Origin of the sequence: Pseudonocardia sp. SID8383 (assembly GCF_009864975.1) — a bacterium.
Taxonomy (GTDB): domain Bacteria; phylum Actinomycetota; class Actinomycetes; order Mycobacteriales; family Pseudonocardiaceae; genus Pseudonocardia; species Pseudonocardia alni.
In genome coordinates this window covers 1-23,447 of record NZ_WWFY01000242.1, presented here as the reverse complement: position 1 = coordinate 23,447, position 23,447 = coordinate 1, and the positions used below count along the sequence as shown (strand labels likewise).

Genomic DNA, 23,447 nt, shown 5'->3' with positions numbered 1-23,447 from the left:
GCCGCGGCGCGGACCGCGCGGAGCTCGTCGGCGTCGGCGGGGCCGCGGCCCGCCGGACGGGAACCGTAGAAGGCCCGGGTCCGCTCGGCGTCGACCCGCGGGACCGGCACGGTCAGTGCGTCGAGGGCGACACGCACGGGCCGATCAGTCCTGCCCGCGGCGGGTCAGCACCGTGGGGCCGTCCTCGGTGATCGCGACGGTGTGCTCGGAATGCGCGGTGCGCGAGCCGTCGGCGGAGCGGATCGTCCAGCCGTCCGGGTCGAACACGATCTTGTCGGTGGTCCGTGCGAACCAGGGCTCGAGTGCGAGGGTCAGCCCCGGGCGCAGGGTCAGGCCGCGACCGGCCCGCCCGGCGTTCGGGATGTGGATGTCGCCGTGCATGGTGCGGCCGAGGTCGTGCCCGCCGAACTCGGTGTTGACCGGGTAGCCGTAGTCGCGGGCGACCCCGCCGATGGCGGCGGAGATGTCGCCGAGCCGGTTGCCCGGCCGGGCCGCGTCGATCGCGGCCTCCAGGGCGTCCTCGGTGGCCCGGATGACGCGCAGGTCGCCCTCGTCGGCCGTCGTGCCGACGACGACCGTCCGGGCGGAGTCGGCGACCCAGCCGTCGATGCTGACGGCGATGTCGGCGCTGAGGACGTCGCCGTCGCGCAGGACGTAGTCGTGCGGGAGCCCGTGCAGCACGGCGTCGTTGACCGACAGACAGATGACGTTGCGGAACGGGCCGCGCCCGAAGGACGGGGCGTAGTCCCAGTAGCAGGACTCGGCGCCGCGTTCGGCGATCATGCCGCGCACGTGCTGCTCGATGTCGAGGAGGTTCACGCCGACGTCGGCGATCCGGCCGACCTCGGTGAGCACCTCGGCGACGAACCTGCCGGTCGTGTGCATCCGGTCGATCTCGGCCGGTGTCTTCAGTTCGATCACGGTATTACTATACCGGACCGTCACGGCTTGCCGGTACAGTAATACCGACCCTACCCTCGACGCATGGTCCGTCAGCCCCTCACGCCCGAGCAGATCGAGGCCGGCCGCCGTCTCGGCGCGCTGCTGCGCCGGGCCCGGGGCGACCGCGACCCGGTCGACGTCGCGCGGGCGGCCGGCATCTCCCCCGAGACGCTGCGCAAGCTCGAGACCGGACGGCTGCCGTCGCCCGGGTTCGGGACGATCGTGTGCCTGGGCGAGGCGCTCGGGGTGCCGCTGGAGGAGCTGGCGGCGGAGTGGCGCGGGAGCGACGTGGCCATGGAGGCGGCCGGGTAGCGGTGCCCCGGGTCTCCCGGGTCGTGCGCCGATCGGCCACCCGTCCGGCCGGCCCTCGCCGTCGACGACGCACCGGCCGGCACCGTCGAGCCACCGGCGCCACACGACCCGGTCCGGCCGCCGGTGGACCGGTCGCCCGTCCGCGTCGGACGCCTCGCGGTGGAACCGGCACACGAGCCCGTCGGACAGGCGCACGAACCCGACGGGCTCCACGGCTCCCGGGTACCCGACGCGGCCGGGTCCGTCGATCGGGTTGCGGCCCGCCGGAATGGCCGACGACGGGGTGAGGTTGACCGGAGCGGTGCCGGACGGCGCCGGACACCCGTGGGAGGAGCACGAGATGAGTGACGCGTCGGCCCCGTTCGACATGGCGGCGATGAACCGCGCCGTGATCGAGGAGTTCCGGGCGACCGGAGGACGGGCGGGCGGCATGTTCGAGGGCAAGCCGCTCGTGCTGGTGCACCACACGGGAGCCCGGTCCGGCACCGAGCGGATCGCGCCCCTGGTCCCGCTCCTCGACGGCGAGCGGATCTTCATCTTCGCCAGTAAGGGCGGCGCCGACACCAACCCGGACTGGTACCACAACCTCCTGGCGAACCCCGACACCCGCGTCGAGCTGGGCACCGAGACCCTGCCCGTGCGGGTGCGGGAGGTCACCGGTCCCGAGCGGGACGAGGTCTACGCCCGCCAGGTCGCACTGGAGCCGCAGTTCGGCGAGTACCAGCGCTCGACGGAGCGGACCATCCCGGTGCTGGAGCTGCAGCGGACCTGAGCCCGCACCCCGGTTCAGGCCCGCCGCGTGGCCGGCCGGTGGCCCGTCGATCAGTATCTGAGCGCGCTCGCGTGGGGCGCGCACAGCACTCCTGTACTGATCGACGGGACCTCGTCGTCGCCCGGGGTGGATGGGGCAGGATCCGCACTCCTCCCGCGGTGCAGGGGTGCACCGGTACCTCCACCGTGGCGATCACACCCGGCGCACCGACAGGCCGGCCGAGTTCCCGTCCACCCGACGGTCCCCGGCCCCGTGGTGGTGACCGGTCGTCGTCGGGCCTCGCCGGCCGGGCCGGCATGTACCGGATGCCCCGCCGTGACCATCGGGGCGGATGCCGTGGTCGGGGCAGGAAGCATTGTGACGCGCGATGTGTCCGACCGCGTTCTTGTCGCAGGGAACCCGGCCCGACTCGTTCCGCGAGTCATGAGGGAGCCACGTCCATCGACCCCGTTGCGATCGTCGGCATCGGGCACATTCCTGGACAGCTGGCGACCGCCTCCCACTCCACTGCAGTCCGTCGATATTCAGTCCGACCACCTCCGTCGCTCATGCCAGGATCACCTCATGTCGACGCTGCGAACCGTGGGACGTCTGACCGGGTGGGCATGCATAGCGATCGGTGGGATCCAGCTCGTCGGCGGAGCACGCGGGGAGCCGGGCATGACCGACGACGCGACGGTCGACTCACACGTTCGCTTCATGGGGCCTGTCTTCGCCGGCTACGGGGTCGCCTGGCTCGACGCCGTGGCCGACGACGAACCGGACCTGGACCGCATGCGGCTCCTCGCCGGCCTGATGGCCCTCGGGGGGATCGGACGGCTCGCGACCCGCGCGACCCTGAGCCGACCGCACCGGTTCCATGACCTGCTGCTCGCAGTCGAGCTCGCCGCACCGGTCGTCACGGAGGTAGCGGGCCACCGTGAGCGTCGAGGTCGGTGAGGATCGCGCGGTCAACGACGCCGAACGAGGGATCGCACTCGGCATCGCCGAACGACGACGCGGACAGCCGCAGTCCCCGGACCGTGGAGGTCCGGCGTGAGCACGCTGTGGAGCGTCCAGGATCTCGCCGACTGGTTCGGCGTACCGGTCCAGACCGTCCACCAGTGGCGGAACAAGGACTACGGCCCGCGCGGGGTCGAGGTCGGCAAGCACGTCCGGTTCCGCCCCACCGAGGTTGAGCGCCGACTGGACTCCCTCGACCGGCGGGCTGCCTGTTCGAGTGCAAGGTCGACGCCGACCGGCAGGACGGCACCATGCACGCTGACATCTCGGTAGCCGGACGCCCTGGACCGCACCCGGACGCTCGTCGACACCGCGCTCGGTGCGGGTCTGCGCTGACGATCCGAGTCAGGTGATCGTGTACCGGATGTGTACCCGCAGGGGTGCCCGTCGGAGAAACCGCAGTTCAGACGTCCGGATTCAGGTACAGACTGCGCTTGGAGATGTACTGCCGCTGGGGAAACTCCGACCACCCGAAACACCGCCGATCCAGCCTCTGACCAGCCGACTCAGTGGTGGTGGCCGGTCGTCGTTGGGTGTCGCTGGCCGGGCTGGTTTGTACCGGATTTGTACCCGCGGGCCCGCACACCGGGGCTGCACCGTTGGGAACCGACCCACCGCAGCCTCGGCGGAGCTGATCCGCTTCGCTAGCCATGCGGGCCGGTCCCGTAGCGTTCGCCGCTGATGCATGCATCTCCCCGGACCGCCGAGCGACGAGGCGGAGGACTGGGCGATTCGCTGGCTCTGACGCTGACGTCGGTGTTCAACTCCGTCGCAGGTCTGCTCGGCTTCCTCATCGCCGCCTGGGTGATGCCACAGGAAGAAGTCGGCCGGGCCACGGAGTTCGTCTCGGCAATGCAGTTGATCGGCGGTGCCGCGCAACTCAACCTCGGCATCGGCATCATGCGCTGGCTACCCGGATCCGGCCGGAAGTCCGTTCGCCTGGTGTTCGGCAGCCTCCTGATGATCATGCCGCTGTCGGGGCTCGCCGGACTCGTCTACGGGCTAATCGTGCCGCGCGTGGCAGAGGTTGCCGCCGGGGACGGCCCGTTCGCATGGGGCCTGCTGCTGCTCGTCCTCGGGTGCGCCGGGTGGGGTGTATTCGTCGTCCACGACTTCGTCATGGTGGCGGCGGGACGTCCGTGGCTTGCCGTCTGGCGTAGCGGCACGTTCGCAGTCGCCAGGATCGGTCTGCTTGCGGCCCTTGGTGCCGGTCTCGCCTCACAGGGGATGGTCCTGTCGTGGGTGATCCCCGTCGTCGTCTGGATCTCGGTCGGGACCGTGGCGCTCTGGTTCGTGGTCCGACGGTTCGCGACCGCCGGCGGAGAGGGGACGCTGCCGAGTAGAGCGTCGATGGCCGCGTTCCTGGCACCGACAGCGGTGGCCCAGTTCGGTGCAGTGCTGCTCTACAACCAAATCCCACTGCTGGCGAACTTCCGCATGGGCAACACCATCGGCGCCGTCTTCTTCATCGCCTGGCAGGCGACTGTCGTCGTCGACACGGCCGCTGTGTTCTTCACCAACTCACTGGCCGTCCAGAGCGCCCGTGAACCTCACCGAGCAGACGAACTCGCCCGCTCGACCCGACGTCGGATGCTGCTGGTGTTCGTGCCGCTACTCGCCCTGGGAGCTGCGCTCGGATGGCCGGTCCTGCGCATTCTGGGCGAGGGCTACACGATCGGCGCGCCCATCATCGCCGCTCTGATGGTCGGGGTTCTCCTCCGCCTCGTCGTGGTGTTCGAACTCGCCCGACGCCAAGCCGACGGCGACGGCACCGGCTATGCCCGTCTGTCCCTGCTCAACTGCGGCCTGGTCGTCGTCATCGCATGGCTGGTACCCCTGCCAGCGCCCGAGACAGCCCATCCGGCGCTCGTCATGCTGCCGTTCGTCATCGGCTACGTCGTGGTCCAAGCTGCCTTCGCCGTCACCCTCACCGTCCGGGACTATCGCAAGCGAACGAGAACGAGGTGAGCGACCTGTACGCCCTGTAGAAGCCAGGGCCGCCATGCCCTGCGGTTGACCGCTCGTAGCTGCACCAAATTGCATTTGCAGGCAAGGGGCGCTCCCTGAACTACTGAGCGTCGTCCGGACACCTGGCGGCCCGGCGAGGGCGTCAGACGTGGAAGCGGAACGAATCAGCGCGATCCGTGGACCTGCGGCGTTCGCGATCTAACATGCCCCGACCAGCGTGAACGTGCTCGGACGACTGTTGCTGTCTATCGCCGCTGGTGGACGCGCTGACGAACGGCTGACGAACAGCTACCCCGCTGCGCGGCCTGTCGGCAGACTGCCCCGATGTCGTCTGCTCCCCCACCGATCGCGGCAGTCATCGACGCGCTGGTCGACAATCCGGTCCACCCCGAGGACGTCCGCACCCTGGCGCCATCTGCTCCGGGTCTCTACGCCTGGTGGGCGCCTCCCGCCATCCTCCCTGCTCTGCCGGGTCTTCCCCACCCCGTAGTGCCGGACCTGAGGCTCCTCTACGTCGGCCTCGCGACAAAGCTCCGCGCGCGGCTCGCGTCGAACCACATGCGCCGGAGTGGCAGCTCCACCCTTCGACGCACCCTCGCCGGCCTACTCCTCGATGAGCAGGAGTACCGAACACGTTGGACCGATCGCGTCGTTCTCGTCGACGACGACGAAGCCCGACTGACCGAGTGGATGGCCGAGAACCTGCGCGTGTCCTGGTGTGAGTACCTGACCCCGCGGGACGTTGAACCTGATGTCATCCGGGCTCTCCAACCGCCCCTCAACATCGACCACGCCTCGGGGCCCACGACTCAGGTCATCAAGGCAGCTCGACAGCGCTACTACGACAGTGCGGGGTCTCGTCCTTGAGCCACGACCTGCCGGACCCTCAACCCGCGGAGACAAGATCCACTTCTTCCGACTGCGCTCGACGTTCGCCGTCACATCTCGTGCACTGCGCGGACTCGCTGCCGCATCTTCCACCGCCGACGGTCCGCCGCCGGTGTCTGCCGTTGAATTCCGGGGGTAAACCGGGGACGAGCCCGCTTCCCCGCGCCGTCTGAGTTCCATCCCGTCGACCTGCCGCAGAGCGACCGTGCGGGCCCCTTGGGCGGCCCTCGACGCAACCGCATCCGACCATGCCACGCGCCCCACGGGTGGCCGTGCGGTACGCCCTCCGGGAGGACGGCGGGGATAGCACGGCGCCACCATCCCGGAGACCCGCCCCCCTCGGCGAGGGGGCAGTTGCTCCTACCTTGATCGATGCCTCCGGAGAGCCAAGGCGACGACGTACTCCGCCGTTGCCGTCAGCTTCGCTGATCAGCGACGACGCGAGGCTCGGACCGTCACGTGCTCGCCTGGTGGTCTCCTGGAGTGTCGGAGCGGTAGGGCAAGATGCACTCCATGCAGAGCGATCTCCTGATGCGGGCTGAGCGGAATCGGATTGCGGCGCTCGCTGGCCTCGACTCAAATTCGCAGGACTCGCTGGGCCAGTTCTTTACGCCAGCCCGTGCAGCTGCTCTCATCGCTTCCATGCCTCGGCTCCCCCAATCCGAAACAATCCGGGTACTCGATCCGGGCGCCGGCTCGGGCATGCTGGCAGCGGCTCTGGTGAATCGGATACTTGCCGAAAACCCTGATGTGTCAGTCCACGTTGTCGCAGTGGAGTGCGACAACGTGGTAGTCCCGCAGCTGCTAGACACGCTCGAAGCTTGCAAGATCGCTGGCAAGGGGTGCGTCACGTTCGAGGTGGTCGAAGCCGATTTCATCACCGCCTCCACAGGAATGACTGCGGACGGACGCTTGAATGATTTTGACATAGTTATCCAGAACCCTCCTTATGCGAAGCTGGCGGTCTCATCCCCGGCCCGCAAGGCCGTACGTCAGTCGGGCGTCGACGCCCCCAACCTATATGCCGCGTTCCTGGCGCTCGGGGCCGCCGCGCTCAAACCTGGTGGTCAGGTGGTGGCGATTACGCCCCGCTCGTTCTGCAACGGGCCATACTTCGGCGCATTTCGGTCCTACCTCCTCGATCAAATTACCCTCGACCGAGTGCATGTTTTTGAGTCACGCTCGACCGTGTTCGCCGACACCGGCGTACTACAGGAGAATGTGATCATTTCCGGCACTAATGGAACTGATCATGACCAGGTACTTCTGTCCGTGAGCAACGGCCACGAGGACGACGTTGCGCAGCGTGAGGTGCCATACATCGACGTTGTGCGTCCCGACGATCCCCACAAATTCATCCGGATCGTCACCAACGACGAGGACACCAAAGTCGCCGAACAAATTCTTGCCCTACCCGACACTCTTAACTCCCTCGGAATTACAGTCTCGACGGGCCGCGTCGTCGATTTCCGGTCGCGCGAGTGCCTTCACGTCACGGCCGAGGCGGGCGCACTTCCGCTGATCTATCCTGGCAACCTGCGGAACGGAATGATCGAATGGCCGCGATCCATTCGCAAGCCGCAATGGTTTCTGCCAGTAACAGCGAGAGACCAAAATTTCCTCGCACCCGAAGGGTGGTACTGCGTAGTCAAGCGGTTCTCCTCCAAGGAGGAACGCCGGCGCATCGTCGCCGCAGTGTGGTCACCTGAGCGGACACCCGGGCCGGTTGCCTTCGAGAATCACGTCAATGTATTTCATGTGCGCGGCAAGGGCCTCGACCGTAGTACCGCTTACGGGCTATCGATGTGGCTAAATTCATCCTTGGTCGACAGATTCTTCCGCACCTTCTCTGGCCACACCCAGGTCAACGCCACCGACCTGCGCACCATGCGGTTTCCCAGCCCGGATGCTCTGCGGCGGCTAGGCTCGCTCACGCCGGAGCGACTGCCCGAACAAATCGAAATTGACACTCTGGTCAGCCAGATGTTGAATGCGAGGAGCGCGGCAGCGTGAATACTGACATGCTCGGCGCAGCCCGTCAAATTCTCCAGGCATTCGGCATGGACGATGAGCGCTCCAATGACCGATCTGCCCTGACCCTGCTCGCGCTGCTCCACCTGCGACCCGGTGACGAGTGGGCCGACGCTACCAATCCAATGCTGGGGACCCGCGCAATCATGGACTGGATGCGTGAAGAGTACGGGCGCGACTACGCCGCCAACTCTCGCGAAACAATTCGACGATTCACCCTGCATCAATTCGCCGATGCGCTGCTAGTCGAACAGAACCCTGACAAGCCAGACCGGCCGGTAAACTCCCCGAAATGGAATTACCAGCTGACGTCAGAGGCGCTCGACGTGATTCAGAAGTTTGGGACGCCAGGGTTCGATATCGGATTGGCCACCTACCTTGCGAAGGCGCCCGGCCTGAGAGCTCGGTACGCCGCGGCCAGGGAGATGAATCGGATACCGGTCACGCTGCCAAGTGGTGCCCCGTTCACCCTGTCCCCTGGCGGCCAGAATGTACTCCTCAAGCAGATGATCGAGGATTTCTGCCCACAGTTCACACCGAGGGGTGAAGTGCTCTATGTCGGGGATGCCGATGCAAAATGGGCGCTTTACGAGGAAGAGCGACTCACTGAACTAGGAGTGACAGTCGACCAGCACGGTAAAATGCCCGACCTCGTCGTGTACCAACCTGACAAGAACTGGTTGGTACTCATGGAAGCTGCGTCATCGCACGGGCCCGTCGATGCGAAGCGGCACGGTGAACTCGCATCTCTATTCAGGGAAGCAGATCCAGGACTGGTTTACGTCTCATGTTTTCCTGATCGCAAGGAAATGCGAAAATACCTTGCAAGTATCGCGTGGGAGACCGAGGTTTGGTGCGCAGAGGACCCCACGCATCTCATCCACTTCAACGGCGAACGCTTTCTAGGACCGTACGACGGGACTAACAACAGATGAGATCCAGAACCAACAGGGCGGTCCGAAACCGCATTTGACTGCCAGACCCCCGTCGGCGGTGGCCAGCCAGCCGTTGATCGTGAATTCGCAGGTCGACGGTCCGAGCTCGCCCATAGGCGTAGGGTGGCGCGCACGTCGATTACCGCTCAGACGCCTTCAGCTTGGGAATCCGATGCACGTCGCCGGATCCGGGCCCTGACCTGCAAGGTCGGGGTGCTCGCGGGTGACCGCTGTTGACCCCTCTGGACCGCCCCCTGTATCGCCCGTTCGTCGCACGCAGCTGCCGCGCTGCTGCTCTGCCAGTGCCATCCCGTCGACCTGCTGCAAGCCGACCGCACGGACGACCGTGGGCGGCCCTCGACGCAGCCGCCAGCCGATCTCGTAAAGCTCCGCCCACGGTCGTTCGTGTGGTAGCCCGGAGGGAGGTCGGCGGGATGGCACGCCCACCATCCCGGAGACCAGCCCGCCCGGCGAGGGCATCTTGCCCTACTTGTTGCCCCTGGCCAGTACTGCCGACTCGATCCACGACTCGATGTTCGTCGAGATGTGGTTGTACACCAGGGTGCTTGTCGTGTAGGGCGGGTCGTAGGTATTCACGTAGTCTGACATCGGTCGCCCGTTCGCCATTGTAATACCCGTGAACGGATTCGCACCCTTCTGGGACTGGCTTTCGCTACTGTCCTTAATATTGTGAATGTGGATACCAAGGACCCCCTTGCCGTCATTCCAGCCCTTCTCAATCTCATATCGTACCCACGGGCGAGATGCGGTCTGGGCGCCAATGAGCACGACCACGCACCCCTTACCGCTCATCTGGCTGTCGATCCAGTTCTGGATCGCCTTGTGACCCTTACGCCACACCGTTTCCCACTCGTTGCTCGTCAGCTTCGGCTGGGCTTCGATTGCGTTGATGTTACGGACGGTCTGGACTCGCCAGTTGTCTGGTTCGTAGTGGAAGCTGTAAAAGACTCGTCGTGCCACCTGTAGTACTCCTTGCTAGATTGGGTGCACTGGATCATCGGAATCGCCACCCGGTTCCGTTACTGTCAATAGCCAATATTGAGGAGCCTCAGTGAACGAAGCCCCTACGCGAGCCCGGAGAGAGGGTCCACGATGTGCCTTCTGCGAGATTGTTGCCGGCCGCGCTCCGGCCTCGACGATCGGGAGGTGGGACGGTTTTATGGCATTCGTTCCTAAAAGACCTGCGACCGCCGGTCACACTCTACTTATCCCACTCGAGCATGTTTCAACTGTTTGGGACTTGTCGGCGCCTATCGCCTCAGGTCTTGCAGTCCGTGTCCTTGAAATCGCGCATGCGATGCGGTCCGCTCTAGAACTCGACGGACTGAACGTGATCCAGTCGAATGGCCGCGCAGCTACTCAGACCGTAGATCACTTGCACGTTCATCTAGTCCCCCGATACGACCAGGATGCGATGGGTAGCATTTGGCCAGATAACGCGCCCGTTGATGCACTCTCTGCGAAGGGTGCTTCCTCTCGAATTAGGGCGAAACTGGACTCGGCGGTGAGGGTGGAGGAATAGTCGGCTGGAATAATATGGCGAGCACTATACCCGTAGCGATAAGAAGCGGGTAGTAGGTAGTTAAGGTGAGCGAGAAGAATACTCGCACCCGGCTAGACGTTCTAAATCTTGCATACGGGACTAAGTTCATAGAGAACCTGCCGTTGTGGTCGGTAGAGATATTCCGCCGCACGTGGTTGTAGAGGTGCCGGAATAGCCGTTCCTGACGAAGGTAGTAGGCATCAAGGAGCCAGAATGCGGCAACAATGATCGCACCCATTGCAGCTACTCGGCCGTCCACCCTGTTAACGGCAAATCCAAATGAGGCTGCTGCGATAGTGAGTGTCCAACCCTTTATGTAGAAGGAGTTGGACGCGAGTCGAGTTACAATCGCTTGGATAAATTCGAGGTGCTTGACATTCTCGGCGCGGTCCGTTTCGGATGGAGCGTCCGTCGGGGAGGTCTCATCGTCTGCATCCACTACATGAAGTTAGCGGCTTTCTCGGTCCTGGTTGTGGCCGCGCGCTGGCCGGGGACCGGCCGGAGGCCGCATGCCCCGGCCAGCGGGAAGCGGCGCGGCGCCACAGGCGCCGCCTTGATGATGCATGGAGAGTTTCGACACCGGCGCGCTTCGGCTCCATGTCCTGGCTCGCCGAGTGGCCGAGATCGGCTGGTGGGACGCGCATAGAGTTGTCGGCGATGCCTGAGACGCCGACGCCCGGTGAGGCCCGTTCCCTCGCCCAACAGCTCCTCGAACCGCTGCACCGCCGCTGGGCCCACGTCCAGGCCGTGGCGGAGAAGGCACGCGAGCTGTCTCCTGCGGTCGACGAGCAGGATCGCGAGCTGCTGGTCGTCGCGGCATGGCTGCACGACATCGGCTACTCCCCCGACGTCCGTGACACGGGCAGCCATCAGATCGACGGCGCCGCCTACCTGGAGCGCTTGGGCTATCCGGACCGTCTGTGCGCCCTCGTCGCCCACCATTCCGCTGCGTCGTACGAGGTGGCTCACCGCGGCCTCGCCGACCGTCTGACCCACTGGGAGTGCGAGCGGTCCCCGGTCTCCGATGCGCTGTGGACCGCGGACATGACGACCGGTCCGGCTGGGCAGCGGATGGGCTACCCGGAGCGCCTGGAGGAGATCCTGGAGCGCTACGAGCCGGACTCGGTGGTGGCGCGGGCGATGACGGCGGCTCGGACGTCGATCGAGATCGCGATCGATCAGACGATGATCCGGCTGGAGCGGACCAAGTTCAGTTGATCTGCGGGGTGGGATCGCCGCGTAGCGCGTCGTTGATCCGCCGGCGCATGGACGGATGAATCGTCAGGCCGTCGATGTCGGCGGGCTCGACCCACTTCGCGGCCTTGGTCTCGGTGCCGTCCTCGCGCAATGTGCCGCCGGTGGGGCGGGCGTGGAAGCACACGGAGAACTGCTGGCGGACCTCGCCGTCGTCGTAGGCCATGACGTGGCCGGGGTCGGTGTAGATCCCGACGAGCCCGGTGATCTCGACCGACAGCCCGGTCTCCTCGGCGACCTCGCGCACTGCGGCGTCGGCGATCGACTCCCCCAGGTCCATGCCGCCGCCGGGCAGGGCCCACTTGTCGTTGTCGATCTTGTGGATCATGAGCAGCCGCCCGCGGTCGTCGCGTACGGCGGCGGTGGTCGACGGCACGATGCTGTTCGCCTGCGGGGCGTCGGGGTCGTGGAAGTAGTCGATGCGGCCCATGACTCAAGCATGGCGCACGTTCACTTCTCGATGGGCGTTCCCGAGTCCCAGACCTCCTCGAACGAGCGCATGAAGTGCTCCCACATCCGTCCACCAGGGACACGGCGCAGGTGCACGACCGGGGAGTGTCCGGCCGGGGCGCCGTAGGCGTGGCCGTTGACGAGCAGGTCCTGGTCGAACCGGAAGAGCGAGTTGTAGAGCGTCGTGCCGTGGGTGCGGACCTCGATGCCGGGCAGGCCGACGACGTCGCGCAGGTAGCGCCGGTGGAGCTGGATGCGTCCCTCCAGGCCGCCGCTGGTGCCCTCCTCCTCGGCGCGCAGGCGGACCGCGTCGGAGGTCTCGTCGCCGATCAGGAAGCGGCAGCGCACGCCCTCGCGGGACTTGGTGCGCAGCACCTCGGTGATCTCGTGCTGCTCGAAGAGGAACGACCCGGCGTAGGTCAGGATGTCCATCGCCTCGCGGGCGGAGCCGTAGAGCTGCTGCCAGGTGTCGTGCGGGACCGACGCCCGGGTCGGGTGGAGCTCCAGGAGCTCGGCGACGCTGGCGGACTGGGTCACCTGCTGTCCCAGGATCTCCGGCCAGAGGTACGCCTCGTCGACCTCCAGGGCGCCGGCCACCGCGACCCGGTGTGTGCGGTGCGGCAGGCGTCCCTTGGTGATCCAGCGTTCGACCGTCTTCGGGTCCACGCCGATGCGCTCGGCCAGTCCGGTGGGGTGCAGGCGGGCCGCGACGATCGAGCCGCGGAGCCGTTCGTTCGTGGTCATGGGACCTCCTGGGACGGTCGACCACAGCAGGGACGATTTTAGCGTCCTCAAAACGTCCTGTCACGTCCCTTGTTGGCGGTGCCGACGTCCCCCGTGGTCCAGGTCTCATAGATCTACGCCAACGACGAGACGAAGGGGCGCAAACGATGAAGAACCTCCCGGTGGTGCTGGACGGCTACAAGCTCACGGTGGTGGAGCCGCCCGCACCCAAGACGCGCGAGGACGCCAACGGCGCGCAGATCCCGGTGACCGACCGGGACGGCGTCGCGCAATTCGTGGTGTCGCTGTTCGCCAAGCTCCAGGTCGGTCCCGGTGAGCGGTCGCCGAAGGGCGAGGAGATCAAGGTGACGCTGGCGACCGACCCGGGCAACGACTTCCCAGAGGACAGCCGGGTCCAGCTCATCGACCCGCGGATCAACCCGTACTCGATCGAGTCGGGCGACGGCCGCACGGTGTCGGGCATCGCCTTCAAGGCGCTGGGGCTGCGTCCGGCGCACCCGATGCCCGCTCGGCGCGGCAAGGACAACGAGGGCGAGTAGCAGTACCCGCCGCAATTCTGAGCGGCGTAGTTCTTCCCGCCGGACCGGTTCCGGCAAATCCGAGCAATTCCGCGATGGGGACACCTGTGTCTCCGATCAGGGGTGATCGCCGGTGATGTGTGGCGAATGCAGCGGTAGCCGCGCCTGCGACGTGTGCGAGGGCTACGGCGACTCGACCGACGGTGTCGAGTGCGAGGCGTGCAGCGGTTCCGGGGCCTGCCCGGGCTGCTTCGGAGAAGGCGAGACCAGCGACGCCCGGTCGCCGGTCGGGACGGAGGCACAGCGATGAACACGACCACCACGAACCGGCCGCGGGTGACCGCGGGAGTCGGCCGACTCGTCCGGCGTCTGGAGCACGAGCGTCGGACCTGGATCCGTTCCTACGGCTCGGAGGTCGCGACCGAGCAGGCGTGGCGGGCCGGTGTCGCGGAGGGCCTGCGGCTGGCGCAGGTCGCGATCCGCAAGGGGGTCTGACCGATGGCGCTCACTCTCGGACCCCGCGACCGGCTCAGGACCCTGCCCAAGGTCAACCGGCGCGCACTGCGCAAGTACGGCGAGTTCTGGCGGGCGCTGCAGCTCGTCGGGGACGCCCTCGCCGACGCCGAGAAGGTCGCCGCGAAGGCCACCGACGCCAAGCCCCGCAGGAACGGCAAGGGCAGCTCGGCGAAGGCCGGCGCCGACGGACGGCACTGGTCGGTCGCCTCCCCCGACGAGATCTCCGCGTTGGCGAAGAAGGCACACAGCTCCCTGCGGGTCATGGCCTCGTCGGCGCAGAAGTGGGAGGCCGAGCTGGTCTCCCGGGAGTGGAGGAAGTGACGTGTCCAAGGCAGTCGACCGGACCGTGGACGAGCTGGACGCCGCAATGCGGGAGCTGAAGCGCTCGCTGCACGGCATCCCGTACCGCACGGGCGGTTTCAAGAACACCCACGACAACCTCGCCCGCGACGTCGCGCACCTGACGGTGCAGCTCGACTCGGCACGCGGCGCACTGCGCGAACAGAAATGACCACCTGGGTGGTGGGACGCCCGCCGATCTGATTCTTGGCGGAAACACCGGCGGGCGTCCCGCTACCCGACTCGAACTCGTGAGGACCGGTAGCAATGAACAAGCGTAGTAGCACTGCAACCCGCATCAACGGCCCGGCCCGCCACCACGCGGGACGCGCCACCCGTCCCCCGGGCCGCGAGGTCCAGGCCGCTGCCTGGCTGCTCCGACACCCGGGCTTCGCCCTGGTGCCGCTGTTCGGTCTCGGCCTGGCTGCGACCCTCGGCCCGCTCGGCGCCGGGCTCACCGTCGCTGCCGCAGTCGTCGCCGTCCTCGTGTGGTGGCGCGTCCACCCGGCGACGTTCGACCGGTTCGCCGCCCCGCGGCTGAGGTCCTCGTGGCGCCGTTGGACGGTCTACCGCGGCCGACGCTGGGCCCAGCTCATGTCCGACACGGGACTGACCCGCGAGCACCGCCACACCGGAGACCAGCTCGTCCCCCGCGTCCTGCGGGTCCGCTCCTCCTCGCCGTCGATCGACACCGTCTACGTCCGCATGGTCCGAGGCCAGGACGTGGCCTACTGGCAGGAGAAGGCTTCGGTCCTGTGGGAGGCGTTGATCGCCCACCGTGTCGCGATCACCCGGCACCGCCCGGGAGTCGTCGCGATCGTCATCGAGTGGGAGCTGCCGTTCACCCGCACGATTCCGGCACCCGACATCCCCGAGACCGTCGACGACGTCGACCTGCGGGCACTGGAGATCGGCGACAACGAGCACGGCCAGCCCTTCACCGCCTCCGTCGTCGACGGACACCGCCTGGTCGCCGGCCGCACCGGCTCCGGCAAGGGGTCGGTCCTGTGGGGCACGCTGCGCTCCCTCGGGCCGTGCCTGCGCGACGGCGTCGCCCGGGTCTGGATGGTCGACCTCAAGGGCGGGGTGGAGACCGAGCAGGGCGCGCCCCTGTTCCACCGCTACGCCACCACGATGGGCGAGGCACTGGAGCTGTTGACCGAGTTCCGCGACGCCATGCGCGACCGGCAGGACTGGATGCGCGACAACAACATCCGCCGCTGCACCCCGTCGGACGAGACACCGGTCGAGCTGCTGGTCATCGACGAGATGGCCATGCTCACCGCCTACGGCGACCGTTCCGCCGTCCGCGACGCCCTCCGGCTGCTCGCCGAGATCATGACCCAGGGCCGGGCCTCGCTGTTCACTGTCCAGGGCTACCTCCAGGAGCCCTCCAAGGACGTCCTCGACGTCCGCGAGCTGTTCACCCAGCGGATCTGCCTGGCCGTCACCGCGGCCAGCCACGTCGACATGGTCCTCGGCGAAGGGGCCCGCGAGCGCGGAGCACTGGCCGACGAGGTCCCCGGCGACGACCGGCACGCCGGTGTCGGGTTCGTCATCGACCACGGCTCCCGGCTGCCGGTCCGCTTCCGCGCCGCCTACGTCACCGACGACGACATCGCCGAGCTGGTGCAGCGCTGCGCACCCCGCGACGCCCAGGTCATCGAGCTGACCGGGGATCGGGGCGCCGCCTGATGGGCGCCACCACCGCATGGGCCCTGCGCACCTGGGCCAAGCTGACCCTGCTGTTCGCCCTGATCGTCGGCGCCACCTGGCTCTACCTCGGCACCGCCTCCGGCTGGTTCTGGATCGTCACCGGTGGAGCCGTCGTCGCCGAGTGGTACGTCATCCGCCAGCTCGCCCGCGAGTGGTCCTGGGAAGCCCGCGCCACCTGGTGGTGGTCGGCATGACCGGCACCGTGCAGGACGCGCTGTTCGGAGACCCGGTCACCGTCGAGACCGACGACCACGGCCCGGCCGCCACACAGGACCCGCGCGAGGTCGCCCGCATCGTCGCCGCCGCCCAGGAACCCGGCTTCCTGGTCGTCGAACGCACCGGACACGTCCTGCGCTCCGACCCCGCCCGCCCCGGATGCGCCGACGCCGTGTCCCGCCACGACGGGGACACCGTCGTCCAGCTCCTCGACACCGGACACCTCCGGTTCGGGGGCACCCACCACGTCCACCACAACGGGTCCGAAGGCCCGGCCCGCTCCGTGCTGGTACCCAAGGCGACCCGCGACATGGTGGGCCGCTGGGACCACCTCCGACCGATCCCGGAGCGCGCACCGACGGACAAGCCGACGAAGGCGCCGCAGCGCTCCACCGGGGTGATCGGCGTCGACGTCGTCGAACCGGGCAAGGCCCTGGTCATCCTCGGCACCACGGGCGAAGGCGGGACCGTCCTGCGCGACGACGGCCGCTACCGGGTCGAGAACGACCACGGCGCACTCGTCGGCCACGCGTCCAGCTACCGGGCCGCTGCCCGGCTCCTGGCTCGCTACCACGGCTTCACACCGGGGCCGGTCGAGATCGAGCACGAGCACCGCACCTACCGCCGCTGAGCAGTCCCACGCTCCGGCCCGGCCCCGCCGCGTGAGACCAGCTCCCGGCGGGGCCAGTGCCACCCCACGACCACATCCCGGGAGGGATGCCGCCATGACGGCTACCACGACCACCCAGCACGAGCACGACCTCTCGCACCTGCTCCGATCCTCCGGCTTCCAGACCTGGCGCCGCGAGGTCACCGCCATCGGCGGCTGCGCCGCCCCCATCCACCTCACCGGCTCATCCCACATCTACGACCGCGCCACCGGCACCGTCCTCGCCGAACGCGACGGCGAGATCGTCGCCCCCTGCGGCAACCGCCGAGCATCGGTCTGCCCGGCCTGCTCGGACCGATACGCCTCCGACGCCTACCACCTCATCCGCTCCGGAATGGCCGGCGGAAAGGGCGTCCCCGACACCGCCGCCGCCCACCCGCGGGTGTTCGCCACCCTGACCGCACCCTCGTTCGGGCCCGTCCACACGCGACGGGTCACCGCCCGCGGCCTCGTCATCCCCTGCCGCTGCGGCGACAAGCACCACCGCGACGACCCGCGCGTCGGCACCGCGCTCGACCCGGACACCTACGACTATGTCGGCGCGGTCCTATGGCAGGCCCACGTGGGCACGCTGTGGGACCGGTTCGCGATCCGGCTACGCCGCACCCTCGCCGCGATGCTCGGCATCAAGGTCCGCGACTTCCGCGACCACGCCCGCCTGTCCTACGCCAAGGTCGCCGAGTACCAGCGCCGCGGACTCGTTCACTTCCACGCCGTCGTCCGCCTCGATGGCCCCGACGGGCCGTGGACCACCCCACCCGCCGGCCTCACCGCCGACGGGCTCAACTCCGCGATCCGGGACGCTGCGCGCACCGTCTCACTCGTCGTCGACCGGCCCGACGGCGTCCCGCTGGCACTCGCGTGGGGCTCGCAGGTCGACGTCCGCCCCATCACCTCCACCACCGCAGTAGCGCTGGAGAACGACGACGGCGAGATCACCGACAACGTCCTGGCCGCCTACGTCGCCAAGTACGCCACCAAGGGCACCGGCAAGTCCGAGGCGACCGACCGCCCGATCCGCGACATCGCCCACCTCGACCACCTCGACATCACCCCGCACCACCGACGGCTCATCGAGACCGCCTGGGAGCTCGGCGGACACGAGCAGTACGAAGGGCTGAACCTGCGGCGCTGGGCGCACATGCTCGGGTTCCGCGGCCACTTCCTCACCAAATCCCGCGCCTACTCGACGACCTTCGGTGCGATCCGCGGGGACCGGCGCACCTACCGGCTCGGGGAGACCCTCGCGGCCCTCGACACACCCACCGACGTGGGGTCGGTGCTGGTGGTCAACGACTGGGCCGTGGTCCACATCGGGCACCGCAACGACGCGGAACGGGAGATCGCTCTGGGCATCGCCGAACGACGACGCGAACAGCGGCGGTCCCCGGACCGGGGAGGCCCGGCGTGAACAAGCTGTGGAGCATCCAGGATCTCGCCGACTACCTCGGGGTGCCGGTCCAGACCGTCTACCAGTGGCGGAAGAAGGACTACGGCCCGCGCGGGGTCAAGGTCGGCAAGCACGTCCGGTTCCGCCCCGCCGAGGTAGAGCGCTGGCTGGATTCCCTCGACCGGCGGGCTGCCTGATGCCCGTCGACGACCTCTGGTATCTGCGGGCGAAGGACCCGGCGACGGGCCAGCGACGCCCCTCGAAGCGCCACGGCCGCGGGAAGCGCTGGCGGGTCCGATGGGTCGACCCACAGACCGGCGAGCCCCGTACGGAACTGTTCGAGCGCAAGGTCGACGCCGACCGGCACGACGTCAACATGCACGCCGACATCTCCCGCGGGCAGTACATCGACCCTCGGGCCGGTCGGGTCACCGTCGCCGAGTACGCCGAGACCTGGCAGACGACGCAGCTCCATCGGGACTCGACCGCCGATCTTGTGGAACGCGCGCTCCGGCTCCACATTGTCCCGGTGCTCGGGCACCACGCGATGGCGGACGTGCGGCCGAGCCACCTGCGGGCCTGGGTGAAGGAGACCTCGACGGTCCTCGCGCCGTCGACGGTGCACCTGGTGTTCAGCTATCTGCGGTCGCTGTTCGGGGCCGCGGTGTCCGACCGGGTCATCGCCTCCTCGCCCTGCTCCGGGGTCCGGCTGCCGGAGATCGACAAGCGCGACTACTTCATCCCGGGCCCGGAGAAGGTCCACGCGCTGGCCTCGCTGATCGCGGAGCGCTACCGCGCGGTCCCCTACGTCGCGGCCGGGTGCGGCCTGCGGGGCGGCGAGATCTTCGGCCTGGAGCTGGACGACGTCGACCTCGACGCCGGAGAGATCCGCGTCATCCGCCAGATGAAGCGGATGGTCGGTGCTCCCGCCTATCTGGGCGAGCTGAAGTCACGGTCGAGCCGCCGCACGGTCGAGCTGCCGGACATCGTCGCCGAGGCGCTGCGCGACCACCTCGCCACCTACCCGCCTGCCACCGTCGAGATCGAGGACCGGACCGACCCGCGCAACATCGTCGTGCGGCCGGCGCGGCTGCTGTTCGTCACGGGTAACGGGCTGCCGCTGCACCGTTCGAACTGGTCGACGGTCTGGCGCTCGGCCGTGCGCCGGGCACGCCTCCCTCAGGGGTTCGGGCTGCACGGGCTCCGCCACTACTTCGCGACCCTGCTGATCCACAACGGGGCGTCGGTCAAGACGGTGCAGCTCGCCCTGGGACACAGCTCCCCGATGATCACCTTGAACACCTACGCGCACGAGTGGCCGGACGCCCTGGACCGCACCCGGACGCTCGTCGACACCGCGCTCGGTGCGGGTCTGCACTGACCATCCGAGTCAGGTGATCTTGTACCGGATTTGTACCCGCGAGGGTGTCCGTCAGAGAAACCGCAGGTCAGAGGTCTGGATTCAGGTACAGACTGCGCTTGGAGATGTACTGCACCACCCCGTCCGGCACGAGGTACCAGACCGGCCTCCCCGCACCCACGCGCGCCCGGCACTCGCTGGACGAGATCGCCATCGCGGGCACCTCGACCGTCGTCACCGCCCCCTGGGGCAGGTGCCCGTCGGCCAGCTCGTACCCGGGCCGGGTCACGCCGACGAAATGCGCGTAGCGGAACAGCTCGTCGACCTTGCGCCAGGACAGGATCTGCTGGAGCGCGTCGGCGCCGGTGATGAAGAACAGCTGCGCGTCGGGCATGGCGTCGTGCAGGTCGGCGAGGGTGTCCGCGGTGTAGGTGGGGCCGTCGCGGTCGACGTCGACGCGGCTGACCGAGAACCGGGGGTTCGACGCCGTCGCGATGACCGTCATCAGGTAGCGGTCCTCGGCCGGCGAGACGTCGCGGCCGGTCTTCTGCCACGGTCTCCCGGTCGGTACGAAGATCACCTCGTCGAGGGCGAAGCGGTCCGCCACCTCACTGGCGGCGACGAGGTGGCCGTGGTGGACGGGGTCGAACGTCCCGCCCATCACGCCGATCTTGCGCTGCATCGACGCAGACTATGTCGGTCGCCCACCCGGCGGCATCCCCGGATACAGGTGGCGGAACTGGACGCTGATGCGCGGACCGCTGCGCGCCACCTTCGGCACGCTGTGCTGCCAGGTCCGCTGGCACGTCCCGCCCATGACCAGCAGGTCGCCCGAGGCGAGCGGGAACGACACCGACGCCCCGCCGCCGGTCGGGCGCAGCCGCAGCGGCCGCGTCGCGCCGAGGGCGACCAGCGCGACGACGGCCTCGGGCCGCTCGCGGGCGACCCGATCGCCGTGCCAGGCCACGCCGTCGGCGCCGTCGCGGTAGAGGTTCACGCCGATCTGGGTGAAGTCGTGGCCGTAGCGCTCCCCCAGCGTCCGGCCCATGTCGCGCAGCCGGTGGGGCACCGCGTCGTCGGGCAGGACCCAGCGGTGGGTGAGGCGCGGCTCGTCGACCACGCGGTCGTACATGCGGCGGCGGTGGCCGCGGAACGGCACGGTCGCGCGGAGCAGCGCGAACAGCTCGTCCGCATCGGGGGCCCAGCCGACCGCGACGTCGACCCACGCCCCACCGGTGAGCTCGTGCCGGTACGCCGGGGCCACACCCCCGGTCGCGAAGAGCGAAGCCTGCCCGCCGACGTCCACCTCCCGAACGCTACGCCCGATCGAACGAGAGTTCGAGCGACGTCTCTGCGACGATCTTCGTCATGTCCTCGCGTGCCGACGGTGCCGTGCTGTCCTACCTGGGTCTGCGGCGTGCCGTCGGCGTGATCGGGATCCTGCTCCCGTTCGTGCTGGTGACGGGCGACCTGGCCCTCGGCGGCGACGGGCTGCGGGACTCCATCAGCCGCTACTACTACTCGCCGATGCGCGACGTGTTCGTCGGCTCGCTGTGCGCGGTCGGCGTGTTCCTCTTCTGCTACCGCTACGAGCGGCCGGACAACCGGCTCGCCAACATCACCGGGACGGCGGCGATCGCCGTCGCACTGCTGCCCACCCGGCCCGACGGCGCGGCGACGACGGCGGCGACCGTCGTCGGGTACCTCCACCTGGCCGCGGCGACGGTGTTCTTCGCGGGCCTGGCCTGGTTCTGCCTGGTGCTGTTCACCCGCGGCGGATCCGGGACGCGGAGCAAGGCCGCCCGCAACCTCGTCTACCGGGTCTGCGGCGCGACGATCGTGATCTGCCTGGTGCTGGCCGCACTGGACGCGGCACTGGTGCCCGACGCCGTCGCCGAGCGGTTCCACACCCTGTTCTGGCTGGAGGCCGTCGCGATCCTCGCCTTCGGTGTCGCGTGGTTCGTCAAGGGCGACACGATCCTGAAGGACCCACCGACGCAGGACCCGGCGCCGGTGATCTGACCCGCCCGTACGGCACCGGCCCCGCAACGGCGGACGGGCCGGTCCGGACACCCCTCGAGGGTCCGGACCGGCCCGTCGCGGGACCGGGGTCGGTCAGCCGACCGGGGTCGCCGGCGCCGACGGCAGGTCGCCGCCGGTGGCGCCGGTGATCATGTCGACGACGCTGTCCAGCGGGGCCGGCAGCGCGAGGTCGTGCTTCTTGTCGTCGTGCTTCTTGTGGTCCCACTTCTTGTGGTGACCGTGCTTCTTGTGGTGGCCCTTGTCCTTGTCACCCTCGTGCTTCGAGTGACCCTCGTCCTTGCCACCCTCGTCGTAGCCGGTGGTGCCGGCGAAGGCCGCGGCGGGCGCCGCGACGGCCAGGGGGAGCAGCGCTGCGCCGACGAGCGCGCCGCGAACGGACTTCCGCATCTCACAACCTCCATGGTTGGTCGTTAGACCGTCGCAAACGGTCTTGCCCACTCAACGAGGGGCGACCGCGCCCGCAACGCGCATTCACCCGTTCGCGTCACCTGCGGAGATAACTGATAGTCAGATGTCGACTACGGCAGGTGGGTGACCGGATCAGCCGCGCGAGCGAGCGGCGGCGGCGGCCAGGATCGGCAGGTACGCGTCGAGCACCCACGGGATCGACAGGACCGACGGCGCCGAGCTCGCCACCACCCGGTCGGCCCCGACGACCGGGGCGAACCCGCCACGGGCCATCGCCGGCAGCAGCCCGACGCCGGGCGCGCTCCGGAAGGCCTGCTCCTCGGCCGGCGTCGCGAAGAAGCCGATGACGAGGTCGGACTCGACGCGCGAGAGCAGCTCACCGCTGACGGTGTAGTAGACCTCCCCACCGCCCGGCGCGTTCTGCTCGACGTAGGGCGCCAGGGTGAGCCCGAGGTCGGTGACCAGCTGGACGCGGACGTCGCCCGCCCGGAAGACACCGAGCGCACCGGAGTCCATCCCTCCGGTGTAGACGAACGTGGCGCCCGCCAGCTGCGGGTACCGCTGGGCCGCCGTGCGCAGGCGCTGCCCGGTGGAGTCGATCAGCTGCCGGGCCCGCGCCGGGTCGCCGAACACCTGACCGGCGATCCGGGTCTGGTCCTGCCAGCCGGTGGAGTAGGGGGCGTCGGGGTAGGCGACGGTCGGGGCGATCGCGGACAGCTGGTCGTACTCGGCCCGCGTCAGCCCCGAGTAGGTGGCCAGCACCAGGTCCGGCCGGGCCGCAGCGACCTGTTCGATCGGCGTCACCGACAGGTCGTCGGAGCCGATGAACTGCGGAAACGCGCCACCGTGCGCGGTGATCGCGTCGCGCACCCAGGGCAGCACACCCTCGGCGTCGCCGCCGTAGACGGTGCGCGGGATCGCGACCGGCAGCACCCCCATCGCCAGCGCGACGTCGGTGTTCGCCGCGCTCAGCGTGACGACGCGCTGCGGCCGGTCGGGGACGACCGTCTCCCCCAGCGCGTGCCGCACCGTCACCGGGTAGCCCTCCGCGGCCACACCCTCGGCGCCCTGCCCGTCCTGCGGCCGGGTCCCGCACCCGGCGAGGACCAGCAGACCGGCGGCGCCGGCGAGGACGCCGCGACGGCTCACGGAACGGGCGGACAGGGGTGCTGCGGCACGCGGCACGGCAGGCCTCCTTCGACTTGGGAAGGCGAGCCTAACCTGACCTGATTGTCGTCTCTGCGTGATCCGCATCGCTCGTTCGGCGCCCCGGGGGCCGCACCCGTCGCGCGGGTCCGGACACCCCGGCCGGAGCGTCCGGACCCGCGGGTAGCGTCGCGACCATGCGTGCTCCGGACACCGGCGACCGGGCCGACCGCGACGCCGGCCCCCGCTCCCCCGCGCCCGGG

Annotated in this window: 28 protein-coding genes; 20 read left to right on the top strand and 8 right to left on the bottom strand. The window is 68.7% G+C overall.

Annotation, left to right across the window (positions count from 1 at the left end; genetic code table 11):
- Positions 1–144 precede the first annotated feature (144 nt).
- Positions 145–921 (bottom strand): type I methionyl aminopeptidase, encoded by a 777-nt coding sequence (map, locus tag GTW08_RS05870; protein WP_073578030.1) that lies wholly within the window; start codon positions 919–921, stop codon positions 145–147.
- A gap of 63 nt (positions 922–984) precedes the next feature.
- Between map and GTW08_RS05865 the strand changes: the two genes are divergently transcribed.
- The 8 genes from GTW08_RS05865 to GTW08_RS05835 all read left to right on the top strand — a co-directional run bounded on the left by GTW08_RS05865 (position 985) and on the right by GTW08_RS05835 (position 8,850).
- On the top strand, positions 985–1,254 hold the full coding sequence (locus GTW08_RS05865; RefSeq protein WP_073578031.1) for a helix-turn-helix domain-containing protein: 270 nt from the start codon (positions 985–987) through the stop codon (positions 1,252–1,254).
- A 340-nt stretch (positions 1,255–1,594) separates the two neighbouring features.
- Positions 1,595–2,026, top strand: coding sequence for a nitroreductase family deazaflavin-dependent oxidoreductase (locus tag GTW08_RS05860; RefSeq protein WP_073578251.1), 432 nt, complete (start codon positions 1,595–1,597; stop codon positions 2,024–2,026).
- Positions 2,027–2,449: 423 nt separating this feature from the next.
- Positions 2,450–2,965, top strand: coding sequence for a DUF4345 domain-containing protein (locus GTW08_RS05855; RefSeq protein ID WP_346009857.1), 516 nt, complete (start codon positions 2,450–2,452; stop codon positions 2,963–2,965).
- A 96-nt stretch (positions 2,966–3,061) separates the two neighbouring features.
- Positions 3,062–3,301 (top strand): helix-turn-helix domain-containing protein, encoded by a 240-nt coding sequence (locus GTW08_RS32860; RefSeq protein ID WP_073578033.1) that lies wholly within the window; start codon positions 3,062–3,064, stop codon positions 3,299–3,301.
- A gap of 483 nt (positions 3,302–3,784) precedes the next feature.
- Positions 3,785–4,996, top strand: coding sequence for a hypothetical protein (locus GTW08_RS05850; RefSeq protein ID WP_161151533.1), 1,212 nt, complete (start codon positions 3,785–3,787; stop codon positions 4,994–4,996).
- Positions 4,997–5,320: 324 nt separating this feature from the next.
- Entirely contained in the window at positions 5,321–5,863 is a 543-nt protein-coding gene (locus tag GTW08_RS05845; protein ID WP_161151532.1) for a GIY-YIG nuclease family protein, read from the top strand.
- A gap of 534 nt (positions 5,864–6,397) precedes the next feature.
- Positions 6,398–7,897, top strand: coding sequence for an Eco57I restriction-modification methylase domain-containing protein (locus GTW08_RS05840; protein WP_161151531.1), 1,500 nt, complete (start codon positions 6,398–6,400; stop codon positions 7,895–7,897).
- Positions 7,894–8,850, top strand: a complete 957-nt coding sequence (locus tag GTW08_RS05835) for a BsuBI/PstI family type II restriction endonuclease (protein ID WP_202416444.1) — start codon at positions 7,894–7,896, stop codon at positions 8,848–8,850. Before GTW08_RS05840 ends, GTW08_RS05835 begins: the two co-directional genes overlap by 4 nt.
- 486 nt (positions 8,851–9,336) lie before the next feature.
- Here the strand turns inward: GTW08_RS05835 and GTW08_RS05830 are convergent, their stop codons facing one another.
- Positions 9,337–9,831: a TIR domain-containing protein gene (locus GTW08_RS05830; RefSeq protein WP_161151530.1), complete on the bottom strand. Its 495-nt coding sequence runs from the start codon at positions 9,829–9,831 to the stop codon at positions 9,337–9,339.
- A 1,240-nt stretch (positions 9,832–11,071) separates the two neighbouring features.
- Here GTW08_RS05830 and GTW08_RS05820 point away from each other — a divergent pair.
- On the top strand, positions 11,072–11,632 hold the full coding sequence (locus GTW08_RS05820) for an HD domain-containing protein (RefSeq protein ID WP_161151528.1): 561 nt from the start codon (positions 11,072–11,074) through the stop codon (positions 11,630–11,632).
- Here GTW08_RS05820 and GTW08_RS05815 read toward each other — a convergent pair.
- Positions 11,625–12,098 (bottom strand): NUDIX hydrolase, encoded by a 474-nt coding sequence (locus GTW08_RS05815; protein WP_161151527.1) that lies wholly within the window; start codon positions 12,096–12,098, stop codon positions 11,625–11,627. The genes GTW08_RS05820 and GTW08_RS05815 overlap by 8 nt on opposite strands.
- A gap of 20 nt (positions 12,099–12,118) precedes the next feature.
- A complete protein-coding gene (locus tag GTW08_RS05810) occupies positions 12,119–12,862 on the bottom strand; it encodes a helix-turn-helix domain-containing protein (RefSeq protein WP_161151526.1) in 744 nt (247 codons plus the stop codon).
- A gap of 146 nt (positions 12,863–13,008) precedes the next feature.
- Between GTW08_RS05810 and GTW08_RS05805 the strand changes: the two genes are divergently transcribed.
- The 10 genes from GTW08_RS05805 to GTW08_RS05760 all read left to right on the top strand — a co-directional run bounded on the left by GTW08_RS05805 (position 13,009) and on the right by GTW08_RS05760 (position 19,608).
- On the top strand, positions 13,009–13,401 hold the full coding sequence (locus tag GTW08_RS05805; RefSeq protein ID WP_202416443.1) for a hypothetical protein: 393 nt from the start codon (positions 13,009–13,011) through the stop codon (positions 13,399–13,401).
- A gap of 285 nt (positions 13,402–13,686) precedes the next feature.
- On the top strand, positions 13,687–13,875 hold the full coding sequence (locus tag GTW08_RS05800; RefSeq protein ID WP_073575198.1) for a hypothetical protein: 189 nt from the start codon (positions 13,687–13,689) through the stop codon (positions 13,873–13,875).
- A 3-nt stretch (positions 13,876–13,878) separates the two neighbouring features.
- Positions 13,879–14,217, top strand: coding sequence for a hypothetical protein (locus tag GTW08_RS05795; protein WP_161151525.1), 339 nt, complete (start codon positions 13,879–13,881; stop codon positions 14,215–14,217).
- A gap of 1 nt (position 14,218) precedes the next feature.
- Entirely contained in the window at positions 14,219–14,407 is a 189-nt protein-coding gene (locus GTW08_RS05790) for a hypothetical protein (protein ID WP_073575200.1), read from the top strand.
- A 95-nt stretch (positions 14,408–14,502) separates the two neighbouring features.
- Positions 14,503–15,930, top strand: a complete 1,428-nt coding sequence (locus GTW08_RS05785) for an FtsK/SpoIIIE domain-containing protein (RefSeq protein WP_161151524.1) — start codon at positions 14,503–14,505, stop codon at positions 15,928–15,930.
- On the top strand, positions 15,930–16,145 hold the full coding sequence (locus GTW08_RS05780; protein ID WP_161151523.1) for a hypothetical protein: 216 nt from the start codon (positions 15,930–15,932) through the stop codon (positions 16,143–16,145). Before GTW08_RS05785 ends, GTW08_RS05780 begins: the two co-directional genes overlap by 1 nt.
- Positions 16,142–16,798 carry a hypothetical protein gene (locus tag GTW08_RS05775; protein WP_202416442.1) on the top strand — a complete coding sequence of 219 codons (657 nt, stop codon included), beginning with the start codon at positions 16,142–16,144 and terminating at the stop codon, positions 16,796–16,798. Before GTW08_RS05780 ends, GTW08_RS05775 begins: the two co-directional genes overlap by 4 nt.
- Before the next feature lie 94 nt (positions 16,799–16,892).
- Positions 16,893–18,248: a replication initiator gene (locus GTW08_RS05770; RefSeq protein ID WP_161151521.1), complete on the top strand. Its 1,356-nt coding sequence runs from the start codon at positions 16,893–16,895 to the stop codon at positions 18,246–18,248.
- Complete coding sequence (locus tag GTW08_RS05765) at positions 18,245–18,424, top strand: helix-turn-helix transcriptional regulator (protein ID WP_075296680.1); 180 nt, start codon at positions 18,245–18,247, stop codon at positions 18,422–18,424. The genes GTW08_RS05770 and GTW08_RS05765 overlap by 4 nt, the downstream gene beginning before the upstream one ends.
- Positions 18,424–19,608 (top strand): tyrosine-type recombinase/integrase, encoded by a 1,185-nt coding sequence (locus GTW08_RS05760; protein ID WP_161151520.1) that lies wholly within the window; start codon positions 18,424–18,426, stop codon positions 19,606–19,608. The genes GTW08_RS05765 and GTW08_RS05760 overlap by 1 nt, the downstream gene beginning before the upstream one ends.
- 67 nt (positions 19,609–19,675) lie before the next feature.
- On the opposite strand, the gene nadD is transcribed toward GTW08_RS05760, so the two are convergent.
- The gene (gene nadD / locus GTW08_RS05755; protein ID WP_161151519.1) at positions 19,676–20,269 is read right to left on the bottom strand and encodes a nicotinate-nucleotide adenylyltransferase; all 594 of its coding nucleotides are present in this window, start codon (positions 20,267–20,269) and stop codon (positions 19,676–19,678) included.
- A gap of 9 nt (positions 20,270–20,278) precedes the next feature.
- The gene (locus GTW08_RS31525) at positions 20,279–20,893 is read right to left on the bottom strand and encodes an alpha-ketoglutarate-dependent dioxygenase AlkB (protein WP_073578035.1); all 615 of its coding nucleotides are present in this window, start codon (positions 20,891–20,893) and stop codon (positions 20,279–20,281) included.
- A gap of 62 nt (positions 20,894–20,955) precedes the next feature.
- Here GTW08_RS31525 and GTW08_RS05745 point away from each other — a divergent pair, with 62 nt between their 5' ends.
- The gene (locus tag GTW08_RS05745) at positions 20,956–21,609 is read left to right on the top strand and encodes a hypothetical protein (RefSeq protein ID WP_073578036.1); all 654 of its coding nucleotides are present in this window, start codon (positions 20,956–20,958) and stop codon (positions 21,607–21,609) included.
- A gap of 93 nt (positions 21,610–21,702) precedes the next feature.
- Here the strand turns inward: GTW08_RS05745 and GTW08_RS30940 are convergent, their stop codons facing one another.
- Both GTW08_RS30940 and GTW08_RS05735 read right to left on the bottom strand, forming a co-directional pair.
- Positions 21,703–22,017 carry a hypothetical protein gene (locus tag GTW08_RS30940; protein WP_073578037.1) on the bottom strand — a complete coding sequence of 105 codons (315 nt, stop codon included), beginning with the start codon at positions 22,015–22,017 and terminating at the stop codon, positions 21,703–21,705.
- A 153-nt stretch (positions 22,018–22,170) separates the two neighbouring features.
- On the bottom strand, positions 22,171–23,223 hold the full coding sequence (locus GTW08_RS05735) for an ABC transporter substrate-binding protein (RefSeq protein WP_161151518.1): 1,053 nt from the start codon (positions 23,221–23,223) through the stop codon (positions 22,171–22,173).
- Between the last annotated feature and the right edge of the window lie 224 nt (positions 23,224–23,447).